We start from the raw sequence: 15,549 nt of genomic DNA, 5'->3' as shown, positions 1-15,549 counted from the left end.
TCTGATCTTATGGATGTCGATTTGAAACATGCCTCCCACAGTTATTTGGATGATGCCGAGGTCAAACGACTGATTGCACTCAGTCAATCAGGTGACAATTTGGCCAGGGAAACGCTGGTCAACTGTAATATCCGCTTAGTATGGTCCGTCGTTCAGCGTTTCTTGAACCGCGGTTACGAAGCGGAAGACTTGTTCCAAATCGGATGTATCGGTCTGCTCAAGTCGGTCGATAAGTTTGATTTATCTTACGATGTCAAGTTTTCCACGTACGCCGTACCGATGATTATCGGTGAAATCCAGCGGTTTTTGCGTGACGACGGTACGTTGAAGGTAAGCCGCTCGCTCAAAGAGCTGGCCAACAAAATCCGCAAAACAAAAGATGAGCTGTCCAAGCGAAACGGGCGGCTGCCGACGGTGAAAGAGGTGGCGGAGGAGCTAGGCATCACGCCGGAAGATGTCGTGTTTGCGCAGGAAGCGAATAAACCGCTTTCTTCGATTCACGAAACGGTGTTTGAGAATGACGGCGACCCGATTACCCTAATGGATCAAATTGCCGACGAAGGCCAGGAGAAGTGGTTTGAAAAACTGGCTCTGAACGAGGCGATTGGGGCTTTAAACGAAAGAGAGCGGCTGATCGTGTATCTTCGCTATTTTCGCGATCAGACCCAGTCGGAAGTTGCCCACCGGCTTGGCATCTCGCAGGTGCAGGTATCCAGGCTGGAGAAAAAAATATTGCAGTCTATCAAAGACCAGATCGCTCAATAGCGTCTGGTCTTTTTTCCAATGCCGCCGGATTACTGCCTTGCCTTTTCGTCTTCGCGAAAGAAAAATTTGATGCAGTACAGTCCGGCAAGTCCTACCACCGAATAAATCACCCGGCTGAGTACTGCCGAGTTCCTGACGGAATCCCCTCCGAAAATTGCCGCCACAAGATCCCATTCAAACATGCCGACCAACAGCCAATTGACCGAACCGATGATTACCAAGGTCAGAATTAAGTAACTCATGAGTCATCACCTTTTTGCTGAATTTTGCTGCCAGTTTATTTATTTGCAGGATCAGGGAATTTATTCGCCAATAGGCTGGCTTTCCATTTCCAGTCCAGCGGATGATTATTCCTTCCAACATGTTCGCATACTATGACATAATTCATACATTTTGCCAAATGCGGGAGGGAGTGTTAGCGATGCAGGAACGTATCGGCCCTACGCTGTACATCCGCTTGCGAAAAAGAATCAGGGTTCCCCGCGGGAAGCCGGTGATGCTGGGACATGTGGCCCAAATGTTTGTAGATCCGGCTTATGAGGAACGGCTTCGCCACTTGCCGCTCATCCACCCCGATGAACAAGACGGCAACCGGCTGTTGATCGATATGCTGATGATTGCGAAGCAGGTAAAAAGCCAATTCCCGCAGCTGCAAATTGAGCATTTCGGCGAGCCGCATTCGCTGATCGAGGTATATTCGCCGAGCAAAACGCCTAATATTGTGCTAGTTCTGCTTGTCTGGCTGCTGCTGTTTATCGGGTCCGGACTTGCGATTATGAACTTTCATGCCGACGTCAGCATGCTGGCGGTGCATAAACGATTGTACCAGCTGCTTACCGGCGTCAAGCAGGAGCATCCGCTGCTTCTGCAAATTCCGTATTCCATTGGTATCGGCATCGGTATGACGATTTTTTTCAACCGGCTGTTTAAAAAGAAATTCAATGAAGAACCAAGCCCGCTGGAAGTCGAAATGTATATGTATCAGGAAAGCGTGAATCAATACGTCATCACCGAGGAATATTCCAAAATGCCGGATCAAGACAGTACCGCTGCAAAAAGCGGGAAGGACAGAGCATGACGGATTGGCTTTCATCGCTGCTGCTGATTTTCATCGGGCTTTCCGGCGGGGTGGCCGTTGGCAGCGGAATGGTTGCCTTTCTGATTGTGCTCGACATCATCCCGCGTTTAGTTCAATTAACGCGAAGCTACCGCTATATTCGCTGGTACGAAGGTGCCGTAGTGGCAGGATCGATGTTTTGGACGGCGACGGACTTTTTTGATTGGGAGATGGCGTTTTTTGCGTTATCTACGGCGTTTGTCGGGCTGTTTGCCGGCTGTTTTGTCGGTATGCTGGCTGCAGCGCTGACGGAAGTGATCAACGTGCTGCCCATATTAGCCAAACGGATCGGCATGGAGCAGGTTATGGTCTGGCTGCTGACGGCCATGATTTTAGGCAAAGTGCTCGGCTCGTTATTCGACTGGTTGATTTATTATACATACTAATGGGATGCCGGATTAACATCGCACATCGAGGAGGAAACATACATGAGAAAATTGGCCAAGCGCGCCCGATTGATCAAGGGCGAACCGCAGACACAATCGCAAGATCGACCGCAAGAAGACGCGCTGCACGCAAGCCATAAGCCGCAGGAAGACGCGCTGCAAGCGGACGGTAAACATGCGGAAGAAGACACGCCGCATTCGGAGCATAAGCAGCTGGAAGAAGACGAACAAGACGAACTGCATGCAAGCGATAAACTGCAGGAAGACACGCTGCACGCGCGCGGCAAACAGTTGCGAGAAGAAAACATGCAGCAGGGTAGGGAACCGGCGCAGCAAGGCAAACTGCGGATTGGCGGTGAACCGCAAGAAGCGAAGCTTCACATAGACAAGGAGGGGAATGTGATTCAGCCGGAGGGCCGCAAGCAGGCCAATCCAGCGAAGACGCTGACCAACGAGGAACAACGCTTGCAAAGGGAAGAACGCATTCCCGATAACCTTGAAGATGTGAAGCGAATTCTGGAAGAGCAGGTCGGCCTCAATAAATGCTTTGACGTCGTATTTCGCGAAATGGTGTTTGGTGGGACAAAAACAGGGCTTTATTATATCAACGGCTTTGCCAAAGACGTGATATTAGTCGAGGTGCTTGACCGGCTCAGTTACGCCCAGGCCACTAAGCAATCCGACGAAACTTTCGAGTTGTTCCTTGAAAAGCTGATACCGCACATTCAAGTAGCGACCGTCTCCAAAATGACGGAGGTAGTGGCCAACGTCAATATGGGCATGTCGGCTTTCTTTTTTGAAGGTGAAACGCAGGCGATTACGATTGATGCCAAAACGTATCCGGTACGCTCAACCGCCGAGCCGGATTTGGAGAAGGTCGTGCGCGGCTCGCGCGACGGCTTTGTCGAAACGCTGTTGACCAACGTGACGCTGATCCGGCGCCGGCTTCGGGATCCGCGTTTGATGTTCGAACTGACAAAAGTAGGAAGAAGAACGCATACGGATGTGTGCATCTCGTATATCCAAGACATTGTCGATCTGGATTTGGTTAAAGCGGTTAAGGATAAGATAGATAAGGTGGAGGTCGACGGAATTCCGCTTGCGGAGAAGCAGCTGGAGGAGGCGATTTTCGGCAAAGGGTGGAATCCGTATCCCATGGTACGCTTTACGGAGCGGCCAGACGTCGTCGCCGCGCATTTGCTGGAAGGCCATGTGGTGGTGCTGGTCGATACCTCACCGTCTGCGATCATATTGCCGACCACGTTTTTCCATCATGTGCAGCACGCCGAAGAATACCGCCAAACGCCGATGGTCGGCACTTATTTACGGTGGGTCCGGTTTGCGGGCATTGCGGCATCGATCTTTTTGCTGCCTTTATGGTTTCTGCTTGTGACGGAACCGCAGCTGAAGCCTCCGGGGATGGACTTTATCGGGCCGGATAAGCAAGGTCATCTGCCGCTGCTGCTGCAGTTTTTCATCGCCGAGGTCGGCACCGATCTCATGCGTATGGCCGCCGTTCATACGCCCACTCCGCTGGCGACGGCTATGGGTCTCGTCGCGGCGATTCTCGTGGGTGAAATCGCCGTCAAGACAGGCTTGTTTGTCAATGAGGTTATTTTGTATTTGGCGGTGGCCGCGATGGGGACTTTCGCCACGCCAAGTTATGAGTTAAGTTTGGCGAACCGGCTGGCCCGGCTGGGACTGCTTGCCGCAACGGCGATATTTAAGGTACCCGGGTTTGTTGTCGGATCGACGTTTCTCATTGTATTTCTGACGGTGCAAAGAGCTTACAACGCCCCGTACATGTGGCCGTTTATTCCGTTTAATGCGCAGGCGGCTTTGGGCATTTGGCTCCGCCGACCGTTTTTATCGATGAAGCAGCGGCTCAGCATTACGAAAACGGTGGACGGCACCAGACAGCCGAAACGCCGTTCCTAAGACAATTAAGGCGATTTCCCGGCAAGCTGGGCAATCGCCTTTTTAAGTTAACGGATTGTGCATATATATAAGTTCGGGGGACTCGGAGCGCCAAGAGCTGATCCGGATGAGCAAATTCCTCCTTTATCCCGCCGGAAAGTTGTCGCCAGGCAGGGATGTGATGGGCCGTGAAAAGTTTTGAACGGCGTCTTTGTTCTGTCTGTTGTAAGTGGAAACGGGTTATGGTACCTTAATATTAATGTTTAAGGCCTTTTTAACGTCAAGGAAGAGGAGATCCGGTAATGTATTTGCATGGTACGAGCAAAATAAACGATAAAGGTCATCTGGAGATCGGGGGCTGCGACGCGACATGGCTTGCGCAAACGCACGGCACCCCTCTCTATGTTATGGATGAAGAGCTGATCCGCCGCCGCTGCCGCGAGTTTGTCGGCGCTTTTCGCGCATCGGGACTGCAGTTTCAAGTAGCTTATGCAAGCAAAGCGTTCTGCACGATGGCAATGTGCCGTATTGTGGAAGAGGAAGGCATGTCGCTTGACGTCGTTTCCGACGGGGAGCTGCATACGGCGCTGCTTGCGGGTTTTCCCGCGGAGCGGATTCATTTTCACGGCAATAACAAAACCCCTCAAGAAATCGAAATGGCGCTGGATGCGGGCATCGGCTGTTTTGTCGTCGATAATTTCATCGAGCTGCATATGCTGAACGCCATTGCCGGAGAGAAGCGGAAAAAAGCGAAGATGCTGTATCGCATCACGCCGGGAGTCGAAGCCCATACGCATGAGTTTATCTCAACGGGGCAGACCGATTCCAAATTTGGCTTCGATTTGCAGAACGGATCGGCTTACCGTGCGGTGGAAGAAGCGATGCATCTTGACCATGTGGAATTGCTGGGTATCCATTCACATATAGGTTCACAAATCTTTGAAGTCGAAGGCTTCCGGATGGCAGCCGAAAAAGTGGCGCAATTCGCCGTTAAAGTGCGCGAAGAGCTGAAGCTGACTTTTAAAGTGATCAATCTTGGCGGAGGTTTCGGCATTCGTTATGTCGAGGGCGATACGCCGCTGCCGGTATCCGATTATGTCGGGGCGATCGTGCAAGCGGTCAAGAGCGAATTCGGGCGTCAAGGTTTCCCTGTGCCGGAAATATGGATCGAACCGGGCCGCAGCATCGTGGGTGATGCCGGTACGACATTGTACACAGTGGGTACGTATAAAGACATCCCCGGCGTCCGCAAGTATGTTGCCGTAGACGGCGGTATGACCGATAACCCGCGTCCTGCCCTGTATGAGGCGCAATACGAGGCGATGCTGGCCAACCGCGCAACCGAACCTGCGGAAGAAGTCGTATCGATTGCCGGCAAATGCTGCGAAAGCGGCGATATGCTGATTTGGGACGTTTCTTTGCCTAAAGTAAATTCCGGCGATGTGCTGGCCGTCGCTTGCACCGGCGCTTACAACTACGCGATGGCGAGCAACTACAACCGTATCCGCAAACCGGCGGTTGTCTTCGTCCAAGACGGCAAAGCCGACGTCGTGGTTCAGCGCGAATCGTTCGACAATATTATCGGCAACGATGTAATTCCGGAGCGTTTGAAGCAAGTAACGAAGACCGTGTAGGTATCGATAGCTAAACTCATATGTGTATGGATGCAAATGCCTTGTTCCTCGCTGGAGGAGCAGGGCATTTTTTGCGACTTGGCTGTTCCGCGGCAGGCCCGTTTGAGCCGCGCTCCCGGAAACCGCGAAATTCCGACAAAGTTAGTCATGTTCTTGATACGTTCTTTTATGATAATATTTTAATAGATTCGTAAAATAAATAGGAGAGTGAATGCCATGATGACCAAGCAGTATGCGATCGACACGGCCAAAAAATTGTTCAGAGAAAACAATAAATCCTATTACGTCGTTCATTTGCCTGATACAAACGAGTACATCATGGTCGATAAAGACGAGTATTCGAAAAACTTTTCCGAATGGAACAAGATGACCGTATTCAGCATCGAAGAGTAATTTTCTCGATTCATATTTCCTTTTTGTGCTTCAATGTAGTAAAATGATGAGGATATTGAGATGAAACCAACTGAAGGAGTGTACATAATTCATGGCAAAAAAAGGTAAGATAACTCTTGAAAAAGGCGGAGAAGTGCTGATCGACTTTTTCCCGGAAGAAGCTCCTAACACGGTTGCCAACTTTGAGAAGCTGGCTAACGAAGGTTTTTATAACGGACTTACGTTCCACCGCGTCATTCCGGGATTTGTCGCGCAAGGCGGCTGCCCGAATGGAACGGGCACAGGCGGCCCTGGCTACACGATCAAATGCGAGACGGCTACCAATACAAGCAAACATGAACGCGGCACACTCGCTATGGCTCATGCCGGACGCGACACAGGCGGAAGCCAATTCTACATCTGCTACCAGCCGCAGCCGCATCTTGACAAGCAGCATACGGTATTTGGCAAAGTATCCAAAGGGTTGGAATTTGTCGATGCGCTTAAAGGCGGAGACAAAATGACCGAAGTTAAAGTGTGGGACGAGCAATAAATTATAAATAGGATCGTTACAGATCCATTCCTTCGGGGCGGGGTGAAATTCCCCACCGGCGGTGATAGCAAGGCATGCGGGAGGCACGAAGCTACTGCACGAATGCCGACGCTTCAGTCCGTGACCCGTGCGGCTTAACGCCTCACGGCTGACTTGGTGAGAATCCGAGACCGACAGTATAGTCTGGATGGGAGAAGGAAAATTCGCGAAAAGAGTTGCTGTTTTTTTCATGTGCCTTTTTTCACATTTACGGGCGTTATTCGCTTTGTATTTGTGTTGTTAGCGCATGGGTTTCGGCTAGCTTTATTTACGTGTTTTTTCAACCTGTCAACAGGCCCCTTCCATTTTTGGAGAGGGGTCTTTTTTGTAAATAGATAAAGACGAAGGTGAGAGATGGAACTGCTGAATGATGAATACTACATGAACCTGGCGCTGCAATTGGCCGAAGGTCCCGCCGGCCAAACGGGCATCAACCCGGCAGTGGGCTGTGTCGTGGTCAAGGACGGACGGATTGTGGGTATGGGAGCGCATCTGCAGAGAGGTACTCCTCATGCGGAAGTGCATGCGCTGAATATGGCGGGCGCCTCTGCCGAAGGAAGCACCGTCTACGTGACGCTGGAGCCATGCAGCCATCACGGCCGTACGCCGCCTTGCAGCGACCGGCTGATCCATGAAAAAGTGCAACGTGTCGTTGTCGCTTGCACCGATCCGAATCCGCTTGTAGCCGGTACCGGCATTGCCAAGCTGCGTTCCCATGGCATCGAAGTCGAGGTCGGATTGCTTGAGATGAGGGCGCTGCGCTTGAACGAAATGTTTAACAAATACATTGCGACCAAGCTGCCTTTTGTCACATTAAAAACCGCCAGCACGTTGGACGGAAAAATCGCCGCCAAAACCGGCGACAGCAAATGGATCACCGGTGAATCGGCGAGAGCGTACGTTCATACCTTAAGGCACCGGCATCAGGGCATTATGGTCGGCGTTGAGACGGTCCTTCAGGACAACCCTCAGCTGACAACCCGTTTACCGGTCCCTGCGCTTCAGCCGATCCGTATTGTCGTTGATTCGCGGCTGCGAATTCCGTTAACGGCGCAGGTGGTTACAGACCGTACGGCGGATACGATCGTTTTGACGACAGAGCTAGCGGATGAGAGAAAATCCGTACAACTCGAGGAGGCGGGTGTTTCGGTCATCCGTTGCGGAGCCGGTCCGCAGGTCGATTTGGCTGAAGCTATGAGGCTCTTAGGGGAAAGAGAGATTGGCTCGATCCTGCTGGAAGGCGGAGGCCGCTTAAACGGTGCGATGCTGACTCAAGGTCTGATTGACAAAATCATTTTATTTTTCGCTCCAAAAATCATCGGCGGAGCGGATGCTCCCGGGAATTTCCGCTTTGAAGGAATAGAACGAATGGAGCAAGCGTTTGTTCTTGAAAGGCTTGAACTGCAGCAGTTCGATTCGGATATTTGCATATCCGGGTACCCGCGCTGCGGAAATGAGGTGCCAAAGTAATGTTTACCGGAATTATTGAGGAATTGGGTTCGATCAAGGCAATTACAAAACGCGGGCAAGCGATGGTTTTGACCATCGGGGCGCAGCGTATACTCGATGATGTCCATCTTGGCGACAGCATCGCCGTAAATGGGGTATGCTTGACCGTTGTCAAATTCGATGCGGGCTCCATCTCCGTAGATGTCATGCCGGAAACGTTCCGGCGTTCGAATTTAAGCCGTCTTTCGATCGGCGAACCGGTTAATTTGGAGCGGGCGATGGCGGCCGGGGGGCGGTTTGGCGGTCATATTGTCCAAGGCCATGTCGATACGACCGGGACGATCCGGTCGCGGGAGCCCGAAGAAAATGCCGTTGTATTCACGGTGGAGCCAAGCGATTCATCCATTCTCAAATATGTTATCCCGCACGGCTCGATTACGATCGACGGCATCAGTTTGACCGTTGTGTTTGTCTCGAATACGTCGTTTACCGTATCGATTATTCCGCACACGCTGGCGGAGACGGTGCTGAAATGGAAGCAGCCGGGTGCTGAAGTGAACCTGGAGTGCGATGTGCTCGGCAAATATATCGAGAAGCTGCTTTTTTCCAGACAAGAAAGCTCAAACGGCAGAAGCGCAAGCCGCATCACGGAGTCCTTTTTGGCGGATCACGGCTTCATGTGAGCGGGGGGCCGCCCGCATGTGACAAAGCAAGCTTTCCTACGGAAAGCTCAGCAATGCTTACGATGAAAAGTTTTGCTACGCAAAACTAGGTAACAGCTTACGAAGCAAGCTTTCCTGCGGAAAGCTCAGCAACGCTTACGATGAAAAGTTTTGCTACGCAAAACTTCTTAGGAGGAAACTGAAATGAACGACATCCGGTTTCACACAATCGAAGAAGCCATTTACGATCTGATGCTCGGCAAAGTAATTATTGTGGTGGATGACGAAGACCGCGAGAATGAAGGCGACTTCGTTGCGCTTGCGGAGAAAGCGACACCCGAGGTCATTAATTTTATGATTAAAGAAGGCCGGGGACTCGTCTGTGTGCCGATTACGGAGGAAAGGGCGCAGGAGCTGGATTTGCCGCCGATGGTTGTGAAAAACACCGATTATCACGGCACTGCGTTTACCGTATCCGTCGACCATATCGATACGCATACCGGCATATCCGCCTTCGAACGCGCCGCAACGGTACAAGGCTTGATTGATCCGGCCGCCAAACCGCATCAATTCCGCAGGCCGGGGCACATTTTCCCGCTTGTCGCCAAAAATGGCGGTGTGCTGCGCAGATCGGGCCATACCGAAGCATCGGTGGATTTGGCGAGAATGTGCGGCGCGTATCCGGCCGCGGTGATTTGCGAGGTGATCAAAGAAAACGGCGAAATGGCCCGTGTTCCGGAATTGATGGAAATCAGCCGCCAGCATGATCTGAAAATCATCACGATCCAAGAGATGATCCACTATCGCAATGAGAAGGAAAAACTGGTCTCCCGTGAGGTTGAAGTAAACATGCCGACCGATTTCGGCCAATTTCATGCCATCGCTTATACAAATCAGGTAGACAGCAAAGAGCATGTCGCGTTGGTTAAAGGTAAAATCGACCCGGAAAAACCGATTTTGGTCAGAGTTCATTCCGAGTGTTTGACCGGCGATGTGTTCCATTCGCACCGCTGCGATTGCGGTCCGCAATTGGCCGCCGCATTAAAACAGATTGATGAAGCGGGTTCCGGTGTGTTACTCTACATGAGGCAGGAAGGTCGCGGAATCGGGCTGATCAACAAATTAAAGGCGTATAAGCTGCAGGAGCAGGGATTGGATACGGTCGACGCGAATATTAAACTTGGCTTCGCTCCCGACCTGCGCGATTACGGCATCGGCGCACAAATCTTAAAAGATCTCGGCGTCCGCAAAATGAAGCTGATGACGAACAACCCGCGCAAAATCAGAGGGCTTGAAGGTTACGGCTTGCAGGTTGTCGACCGGGTGCCTATCCAAATGGACGAAAATGAAGACAACAGCAGCTATTTGCGCACCAAAAAACAAAAGCTCGGTCATTTGTTACAGTTTGATATATAATTTTTAGACACAGAGAGGATGTTCAAACATGGTAAAAGTATATGAGGGTCAATTAGTTTCGTCGAATTATAAATACGGCATTGTGGTAGGCCGTTTTAATGAATTTATTACAAGCAAACTGCTGGGCGGCGCGATTGACGCACTGAAACGCCACGGCGTAAGCGAAGATGAAATTGAGCTGGCCTGGGTGCCGGGAGCTTTTGAAATCCCGCTGATCGCGCAAAAAATGGCTGAGAGCAAAAAATACGATGCCGTCATCACGTTGGGCACGGTCATTCGCGGATCTACTCCCCATTTCGATTACGTGTGCAACGAAGTGGCTAAAGGTGTTGCCGCAGTCAGCTTGAAAACCGGCATTCCGACGATTTTTGGCGTACTTACAACCGATTCCATCGAGCAGGCCGTTGAACGCGCAGGCACCAAAGCCGGCAATAAGGGCTGGGATGCCGCTGTAACGGCGATCGAGATGGTGAATTTGTCCAAGCAGTTCTTATGATTTTGCAAATGCTTGAGTATTTCCATACGGACACCCTGCTGTTTCGGGTGATCGCTTTTGTGATTGCGGCTGTTTTCCATGATGCCGTCCACGCCGCCGCCTTGCGTATGCTGGGCGGGCGGCTTACCGGCGTCGCCGGAGGCGGATTCCAGCCTTCGGCGCGCATGGATCCGCTGGGGCTTGCGGTGCTGTTGTTTGGTCCGTACGGCTGGACCCGCAAAATGGATGTCGAGCTGCCGGGTAAGGGCAAAAAGATCGTAGTATATGCTGTGGCGCCGATCGCCAACTTATTGCTGGGCGTGCTTTTCTGGTGGCTGTATTTCAAGCTTCATTTGGAAGCGGACAGCGTGTCTCCTTGGATCGTATTGGCGAGGGGTGTGCTTCAATACAGCATCATTGTTAATTTTATGTATTTCCTGGTTCATATTTTGCCGCTGTATCCGCTTGACGGATGGTATATTCTCAAGACAGCCGTTTCCGACAAATGGCGGGATTTATTAAGCAAATACGAGAAATACGGACTTATTCTAGTGTTGGTTTTGTTGATTAGCCCGCCGGGACAATCGTTTCTTGAATGGCTGTACCAATACTGCGCGCAGGCGGTCATGAACTTTTTTTATTAATTGCCACAGAAGGGGGTGGGCCGAGCATTGAAAGTGACATACAAGCTTCAAATATTTGAAGGCCCCCTTGATTTGCTGCTGCATCTGATCGATAAATCGGAAATCGATATTTACAACATCCCGGTCAAAGAAATTACCGACCAATACATGGAATATTTGCATTCGATGCAAGAGCTGGAATTGGAAATTACCAGTGAATTTCTTGTGATGGCAGCCACGCTGCTGGCGATCAAAAGCAAGATGCTGCTGCCGAAACCGCCTATCTTCGAAGATGATTTGGACGCTTTTTACGACGATGAAGATTACGACCCCCGCTCCGAGCTCGTGCAGAAGCTGATCGAATACCGCAAATATAAAATGATTGCGGATCAGCTGCGGGAAAAAGAGATCGAGCGAAGTTTGATCTATACCCGGGAGCCCGAGGATTTGACCCCGTATATGCCTGTTGTGCCGCCAAATCCGGTGCAAGGCCTGCAGGTAGCCGATCTGATATACGCCTTTCAAAAAGCGTTGAGACGGATGGCTGTCCGCAACATGGTCACAAAAATCCGCAGAGACGAAATTTCGGTGAAAGACCGAATGCGTCAGGTCGTTGATTATATTAGACAAAAGGGCGGGACAGCTTTTTTTTCCAAGCTGCTTGGCCAGGACAACAGCCGGGAAGGCATTGTGGTCACTTTTTTGGCGCTGCTAGAGCTCATGAAAATAAAAAAAATCGTATGCCATCAGCACAAGCTGTTTGATGATATCGTAATTCAGGCTAATGAAGGAGATGAATTCGGTGAACTATCAACAGACGAAATCAGCTATTGAGGGACTTCTGTTTGTTGCCGGCGATGAAGGATTGGAAGCAAAGCAGCTGGCGGACGTACTGGAGGTCAGCACCGAATTTGTTGTCAAGCTTGTTGGCGATATGCAGGAGGAATTCCGCGAAGCCGAGCGGGGGATTCAAATCGTGGAGCTGGCCGGCACTTATCAATTAACGACGATTCCTGAACACGCTCCGTTGTTTGAACGTCTCGCTTACTCCCCTTCGCGTACTTCCTTGTCTCAAGCCGCACTTGAAACATTATCGATTGTTGCTTATAAGCAGCCGATCACACGGGTGGAAATCGAAGAAATCCGCGGCGTCAAGTCGGATCGGGCTTTACAAACGCTGGTTGCTAAAGACTTAATTCAGGAGGTCGACCGGGCGGATGCGCCGGGCAGGCCGATTTTATATGGAACGACCAAACCGTTCCTCGATTATTTTGCTTTGGGTTCCATTGCGGAGCTGCCTGATGTTTCGCTGTTTGAAAATGACAGCAGCCTTGAGGAAGAAACAAGAATGCTGTTTGAACGGCTTGACGCCAAGCAAATTACAATGGAGGAATTCTCCTCCGTTCCCAAAAACGAATAATGGCGGTTTTATCGCATTTTTGCATGGACTTCCAAAGATAGGCCCATAATAAATTCCGTATATAAGGATGTGATCCTTGCGTACGGAATTTTTTTGTTCCAAGCGAACTTTGAACTTTGTCATGCGGGAGAGGTGTGAGCGGTGTGGATTTGGATTGTGCTTGGCGTCGTCGTCATCGTTTGTCTGATTGCCGCAAGTCCCATTACGATCCAATTTTACTTTTCAAGAATGAAAGACAACGATAAAGCCTGGATTGATGTAAAGTGGCTGTACGGCCTTGTGAAGCTGCACTACAAAATTCCGCTGCTCCGGTTCGAAGGGCTGCTCAAGGGTTTGGAGATGCGGGCGCAAAAGAAAGGCGTCGGCGCGGCGGAAACAAAAGACGAAAATATCACTCCCCATAAAATCGAGCAAATGATTGAAAATATTAAGCTGCTGCTGAAAAGCACGGAGCGGATGAACGATTGGTGGAAAGAAACGCTTGCGCACCTGAAATGCGGCAAATTACGGTGGGAGACCCGTGTAGGGATAGGTGATGCGGCCGGAACAGCGGTGACAGCCGGCATGCTGTGGGGCGTGAAATCATCGCTGCTCGGCTATTTGTTCCAGTTCATCCAATTAAATGCGAAACCGCAAATTGCTGTGTCGCCGCAGTTTAATGCGATGCATTTTTCGACAGAGATATTGTGTCAGACGAGCCTGCGAACGGGTTATGCGATGTATGCAGGTGTGGTGCTGCTGCTTCGTATCGTTAAAGTCAAAGGCGGCATCCGCACGTGGCGCCGTATCTTGTTTAAGCCCTCATGAATTCGCTGATAAGAAAAAACAGTTTAGGACATACTCATAACGGACGAATCAATTCAATCATTTGAACAAGTGGGAGGAATCCAATATGTCAGATCACCCGATTCAAGGTTTGATGAAAACTGCGATGGAAAATATCAAAGAGATGGTGGACGTCAACACGATTGTTGGCGACCCGGTTGAAACGCCGGACGGTACGGTCATACTTCCTATCTCCAAGGTCGGATTTGGTTTTGCTGCAGGCGGCAGCGAATTTGTGAAGGAGGAGCTGTCGAACCAATCCGGAGCCGGCAAAGACGACTCGAAAAACGCCAATGTCTCGCTTCCGTTCGGCGGCGGCAGCGGCGGCGGCGTGTCAATTACGCCAATCGCGTTTCTGGTAGTCGGCAAGCAAGGAGTTAAGGTAGTGCCTCTGGACAACCAAACGCATCTGTTCGAGCGGTTGATCGATTCAGCACCGCAGGTGTTTGACCGGATACAATCGATGATGAAAACGAACAAACATGAGGCGGATGAACTGGAAAGAGAATCTCATCGCGCGATAAGCGACGATAATGTGAATTTTATCGTATAGCAATGAAACCCGCTGCTCTTGCAAGAGCAGCTTTTTTTTGTCTTCGGCAGCTTGGAGGTTCCGCTGTTTTTTGCCTGGACGTGGACATAACCCGGTAGGATAAGCATATACTTGTACAAATTGAATGGACCGTAAACAATTCAGTTTTTGATCGCTAGGAGGATCCCATGAAAACGTTTGGTTATATTCTTGCCGCCTTGATCGCATCCATGTCGATGATGCTGCCTCAGCAGGCAGAGGCGGCCGCGGTGCCTCAGACTTCAACGCATGCGGAAGCGGCAGCTCTGATTGATGTGCAGTCGGGCCGCATTTTGTACAGCCAGCAGGGGGATAAGCCGCTGCGTATCGCCAGTTTGACGAAAATTATGACCGCCATTGTTGCTATAGAAAACGGAAAGCTGGAGGATAAAGTCAAGGTCGGACAAAATGCATACGCCAAAGAAGGCTCGTCCATTTATTTGCGCCTCGGCGAAGAAATGACTTTGCACAATATGCTGTACGGTTTAATGCTGCGTTCCGGCAACGATGCCGCAACGGCGATTGCCGAAGATGTCGGGGGCTCGCTTGACGGATTTGTATTTATGATGAATCAGAAGGCGCAAGAACTCGGCATGAAAAACACCGTTTTCCGCAATCCGCACGGTCTTGAAGCGGAAGATCACCGTTCCAGCGCCAACGATATGGCCAGATTAACCGCTTATGCGCTTAAAAATCCGGTGTTTGCCGAAATCGTCAAAACCAAAATGAAAAAAGCCCCCAACCCCAACGAGAAGTGGGATTACACTTGGATGAATAAAAACAAAATGCTGAGTTTATACGAAGGAGCCGACGGCGTCAAAACGGGTTATACCAAGATGGCTAAACGTTGTCTTGTATCTTCGGCCACGCGAAACGGGCAGCAGCTGGCGGTTGTGACGTTAAATGACGGCGACGACTGGGCGGATCACTCGCGTCTGCTCGATTACGGTTTTAAATATTACGGTATTGACGAAATTATCAATAAAGGCGACGCCGTTCAGGGAACGCCGTATGTAGCGGGTTCGAGTTTTAAATATCCTGCTGCGGACGCGGAGCGGGCCAATATTACAATGAATCCGGTGCTGCTGGATGCGAATTCGCTTCCTTACCGGCTTGGCGAGCGGGGGAGCCTGCAATTTACATTGAACGGCAATTCGATCGGCTCGATCCCTTTGTACGACAAAGACAGCCCTAGGCTGAAATGGCCGGAGAAATCGGCTTTTGGCACGCAGGAAACGGATTTTTACCATTCTTCGTATTCACGGTTTTTGGCGTTTGTGCAAACCCTTGTGAAGGCGCTGTTTACCGGAACGCCTGATATGTAG

Annotated in this window: 18 protein-coding genes and 1 riboswitch; of the genes, 17 read left to right on the top strand and 1 reads right to left on the bottom strand. The window is 50.6% G+C overall.

Going from position 1 to position 15,549, the window contains the following annotated elements:
* Positions 1 to 9 precede the first annotated feature (9 nt).
* Complete coding sequence (sigF, locus tag EYB31_RS09400; RefSeq protein ID WP_131013053.1) at positions 10 to 765, top strand: RNA polymerase sporulation sigma factor SigF; 756 nt, start codon at positions 10 to 12, stop codon at positions 763 to 765.
* Positions 766 to 794: 29 nt separating this feature from the next.
* Here sigF and EYB31_RS09395 read toward each other — a convergent pair whose 3' ends face one another.
* A complete protein-coding gene (locus EYB31_RS09395) occupies positions 795 to 1,007 on the bottom strand; it encodes a DUF378 domain-containing protein (protein WP_131013052.1) in 213 nt (70 codons plus the stop codon).
* A 179-nt stretch (positions 1,008 to 1,186) separates the two neighbouring features.
* Between EYB31_RS09395 and EYB31_RS09390 the strand changes: the two genes are divergently transcribed.
* The 16 genes from EYB31_RS09390 to EYB31_RS09320 all read left to right on the top strand — a co-directional run bounded on the left by EYB31_RS09390 (position 1,187) and on the right by EYB31_RS09320 (position 15,549).
* Positions 1,187 to 1,843, top strand: coding sequence for a stage V sporulation protein AA (locus tag EYB31_RS09390; protein WP_131013051.1), 657 nt, complete (start codon positions 1,187 to 1,189; stop codon positions 1,841 to 1,843).
* Positions 1,840 to 2,268 carry a stage V sporulation protein AB gene (locus tag EYB31_RS09385; protein WP_131013050.1) on the top strand — a complete coding sequence of 143 codons (429 nt, stop codon included), beginning with the start codon at positions 1,840 to 1,842 and terminating at the stop codon, positions 2,266 to 2,268. Before EYB31_RS09390 ends, EYB31_RS09385 begins: the two co-directional genes overlap by 4 nt.
* Positions 2,269 to 2,310: 42 nt before the next feature.
* Positions 2,311 to 4,206 carry a spore germination protein gene (locus EYB31_RS09380; RefSeq protein ID WP_131013049.1) on the top strand — a complete coding sequence of 632 codons (1,896 nt, stop codon included), beginning with the start codon at positions 2,311 to 2,313 and terminating at the stop codon, positions 4,204 to 4,206.
* A 281-nt stretch (positions 4,207 to 4,487) separates the two neighbouring features.
* Positions 4,488 to 5,819 (top strand): diaminopimelate decarboxylase, encoded by a 1,332-nt coding sequence (gene lysA / locus EYB31_RS09375; RefSeq protein ID WP_131013048.1) that lies wholly within the window; start codon positions 4,488 to 4,490, stop codon positions 5,817 to 5,819.
* 216 nt (positions 5,820 to 6,035) lie between these two features.
* Positions 6,036 to 6,212 carry a hypothetical protein gene (locus EYB31_RS40125; RefSeq protein WP_165452311.1) on the top strand — a complete coding sequence of 59 codons (177 nt, stop codon included), beginning with the start codon at positions 6,036 to 6,038 and terminating at the stop codon, positions 6,210 to 6,212.
* A gap of 91 nt (positions 6,213 to 6,303) precedes the next feature.
* Entirely contained in the window at positions 6,304 to 6,744 is a 441-nt protein-coding gene (locus EYB31_RS09370; protein WP_131013047.1) for a peptidylprolyl isomerase, read from the top strand.
* Between the two features lie 24 nt (positions 6,745 to 6,768).
* A riboswitch (FMN riboswitch) is annotated at positions 6,769 to 6,947 on the top strand.
* Between the two features lie 190 nt (positions 6,948 to 7,137).
* Positions 7,138 to 8,253, top strand: a complete 1,116-nt coding sequence (gene ribD, locus EYB31_RS09365) for a bifunctional diaminohydroxyphosphoribosylaminopyrimidine deaminase/5-amino-6-(5-phosphoribosylamino)uracil reductase RibD (protein ID WP_131013046.1) — start codon at positions 7,138 to 7,140, stop codon at positions 8,251 to 8,253.
* Positions 8,253 to 8,915, top strand: a complete 663-nt coding sequence (gene ribE, locus EYB31_RS09360) for a riboflavin synthase (RefSeq protein WP_131013045.1) — start codon at positions 8,253 to 8,255, stop codon at positions 8,913 to 8,915. The genes ribD and ribE overlap by 1 nt, the downstream gene beginning before the upstream one ends.
* A gap of 183 nt (positions 8,916 to 9,098) precedes the next feature.
* A complete protein-coding gene (locus EYB31_RS09355; RefSeq protein ID WP_131013044.1) occupies positions 9,099 to 10,310 on the top strand; it encodes a bifunctional 3,4-dihydroxy-2-butanone-4-phosphate synthase/GTP cyclohydrolase II in 1,212 nt (403 codons plus the stop codon).
* Between the two features lie 28 nt (positions 10,311 to 10,338).
* Positions 10,339 to 10,806: a 6,7-dimethyl-8-ribityllumazine synthase gene (gene ribH / locus EYB31_RS09350; RefSeq protein ID WP_131013043.1), complete on the top strand. Its 468-nt coding sequence runs from the start codon at positions 10,339 to 10,341 to the stop codon at positions 10,804 to 10,806.
* A complete protein-coding gene (locus EYB31_RS09345; RefSeq protein WP_131013042.1) occupies positions 10,803 to 11,429 on the top strand; it encodes a zinc metalloprotease in 627 nt (208 codons plus the stop codon). The genes ribH and EYB31_RS09345 overlap by 4 nt, the downstream gene beginning before the upstream one ends.
* 27 nt (positions 11,430 to 11,456) lie before the next feature.
* Positions 11,457 to 12,242 (top strand): segregation and condensation protein A, encoded by a 786-nt coding sequence (locus EYB31_RS09340; protein WP_131013041.1) that lies wholly within the window; start codon positions 11,457 to 11,459, stop codon positions 12,240 to 12,242.
* Positions 12,202 to 12,828, top strand: coding sequence for an SMC-Scp complex subunit ScpB (scpB, locus tag EYB31_RS09335; protein WP_420819430.1), 627 nt, complete (start codon positions 12,202 to 12,204; stop codon positions 12,826 to 12,828). Before EYB31_RS09340 ends, scpB begins: the two co-directional genes overlap by 41 nt.
* 141 nt (positions 12,829 to 12,969) lie before the next feature.
* On the top strand, positions 12,970 to 13,635 hold the full coding sequence (locus EYB31_RS09330; protein ID WP_131013039.1) for a DUF2953 domain-containing protein: 666 nt from the start codon (positions 12,970 to 12,972) through the stop codon (positions 13,633 to 13,635).
* Between the two features lie 85 nt (positions 13,636 to 13,720).
* Positions 13,721 to 14,206, top strand: a complete 486-nt coding sequence (gene ytfJ / locus EYB31_RS09325; RefSeq protein ID WP_131013038.1) for a GerW family sporulation protein — start codon at positions 13,721 to 13,723, stop codon at positions 14,204 to 14,206.
* A gap of 167 nt (positions 14,207 to 14,373) precedes the next feature.
* Complete coding sequence (locus tag EYB31_RS09320) at positions 14,374 to 15,549, top strand: D-alanyl-D-alanine carboxypeptidase family protein (protein WP_131013037.1); 1,176 nt, start codon at positions 14,374 to 14,376, stop codon at positions 15,547 to 15,549.

The organism is Paenibacillus thalictri, from assembly GCF_004307995.1.
GTDB classification, from domain to species: domain Bacteria; phylum Bacillota; class Bacilli; order Paenibacillales; family NBRC-103111; genus Paenibacillus_AF; species Paenibacillus_AF thalictri.
Note: the sequence above shows the minus strand (reverse complement) of the source record. Positions and strands in the feature narration are given on the sequence as shown.

Excerpts from the sequence above, each read along its gene's own strand:
- EYB31_RS09370 (WP_131013047.1), top strand. The coding sequence starts at position 6,304 with ATGGCAAAAAAAGGTAAGATAACTCTTGAAAAAGGCGGAGAAGTGCTG.
- ribH (WP_131013043.1), top strand. The coding sequence starts at position 10,339 with ATGGTAAAAGTATATGAGGGTCAATTAGTTTCGTCGAATTATAAATAC.
- ytfJ (WP_131013038.1), top strand. The coding sequence starts at position 13,721 with ATGTCAGATCACCCGATTCAAGGTTTGATGAAAACTGCGATGGAAAAT.
- EYB31_RS09320 (WP_131013037.1), top strand. The coding sequence starts at position 14,374 with ATGAAAACGTTTGGTTATATTCTTGCCGCCTTGATCGCATCCATGTCG.
- EYB31_RS09345 (WP_131013042.1), top strand. The coding sequence starts at position 10,803 with ATGATTTTGCAAATGCTTGAGTATTTCCATACGGACACCCTGCTGTTT.
- EYB31_RS09390 (WP_131013051.1), top strand. The coding sequence starts at position 1,187 with ATGCAGGAACGTATCGGCCCTACGCTGTACATCCGCTTGCGAAAAAGA.
- EYB31_RS09355 (WP_131013044.1), top strand. The coding sequence starts at position 9,099 with ATGAACGACATCCGGTTTCACACAATCGAAGAAGCCATTTACGATCTG.
- ribE (WP_131013045.1), top strand. The coding sequence starts at position 8,253 with ATGTTTACCGGAATTATTGAGGAATTGGGTTCGATCAAGGCAATTACA.
- sigF (WP_131013053.1), top strand. The coding sequence starts at position 10 with ATGGATGTCGATTTGAAACATGCCTCCCACAGTTATTTGGATGATGCC.
- ribD (WP_131013046.1), top strand. The coding sequence starts at position 7,138 with ATGGAACTGCTGAATGATGAATACTACATGAACCTGGCGCTGCAATTG.
- lysA (WP_131013048.1), top strand. The coding sequence starts at position 4,488 with ATGTATTTGCATGGTACGAGCAAAATAAACGATAAAGGTCATCTGGAG.
- EYB31_RS09385 (WP_131013050.1), top strand. The coding sequence starts at position 1,840 with ATGACGGATTGGCTTTCATCGCTGCTGCTGATTTTCATCGGGCTTTCC.
- EYB31_RS09380 (WP_131013049.1), top strand. The coding sequence starts at position 2,311 with ATGAGAAAATTGGCCAAGCGCGCCCGATTGATCAAGGGCGAACCGCAG.
- EYB31_RS09395 (WP_131013052.1), bottom strand. The coding sequence starts at position 1,007 with ATGAGTTACTTAATTCTGACCTTGGTAATCATCGGTTCGGTCAATTGG.
- scpB (WP_420819430.1), top strand. The coding sequence starts at position 12,202 with ATGAATTCGGTGAACTATCAACAGACGAAATCAGCTATTGAGGGACTT.
- EYB31_RS40125 (WP_165452311.1), top strand. The coding sequence starts at position 6,036 with ATGATGACCAAGCAGTATGCGATCGACACGGCCAAAAAATTGTTCAGA.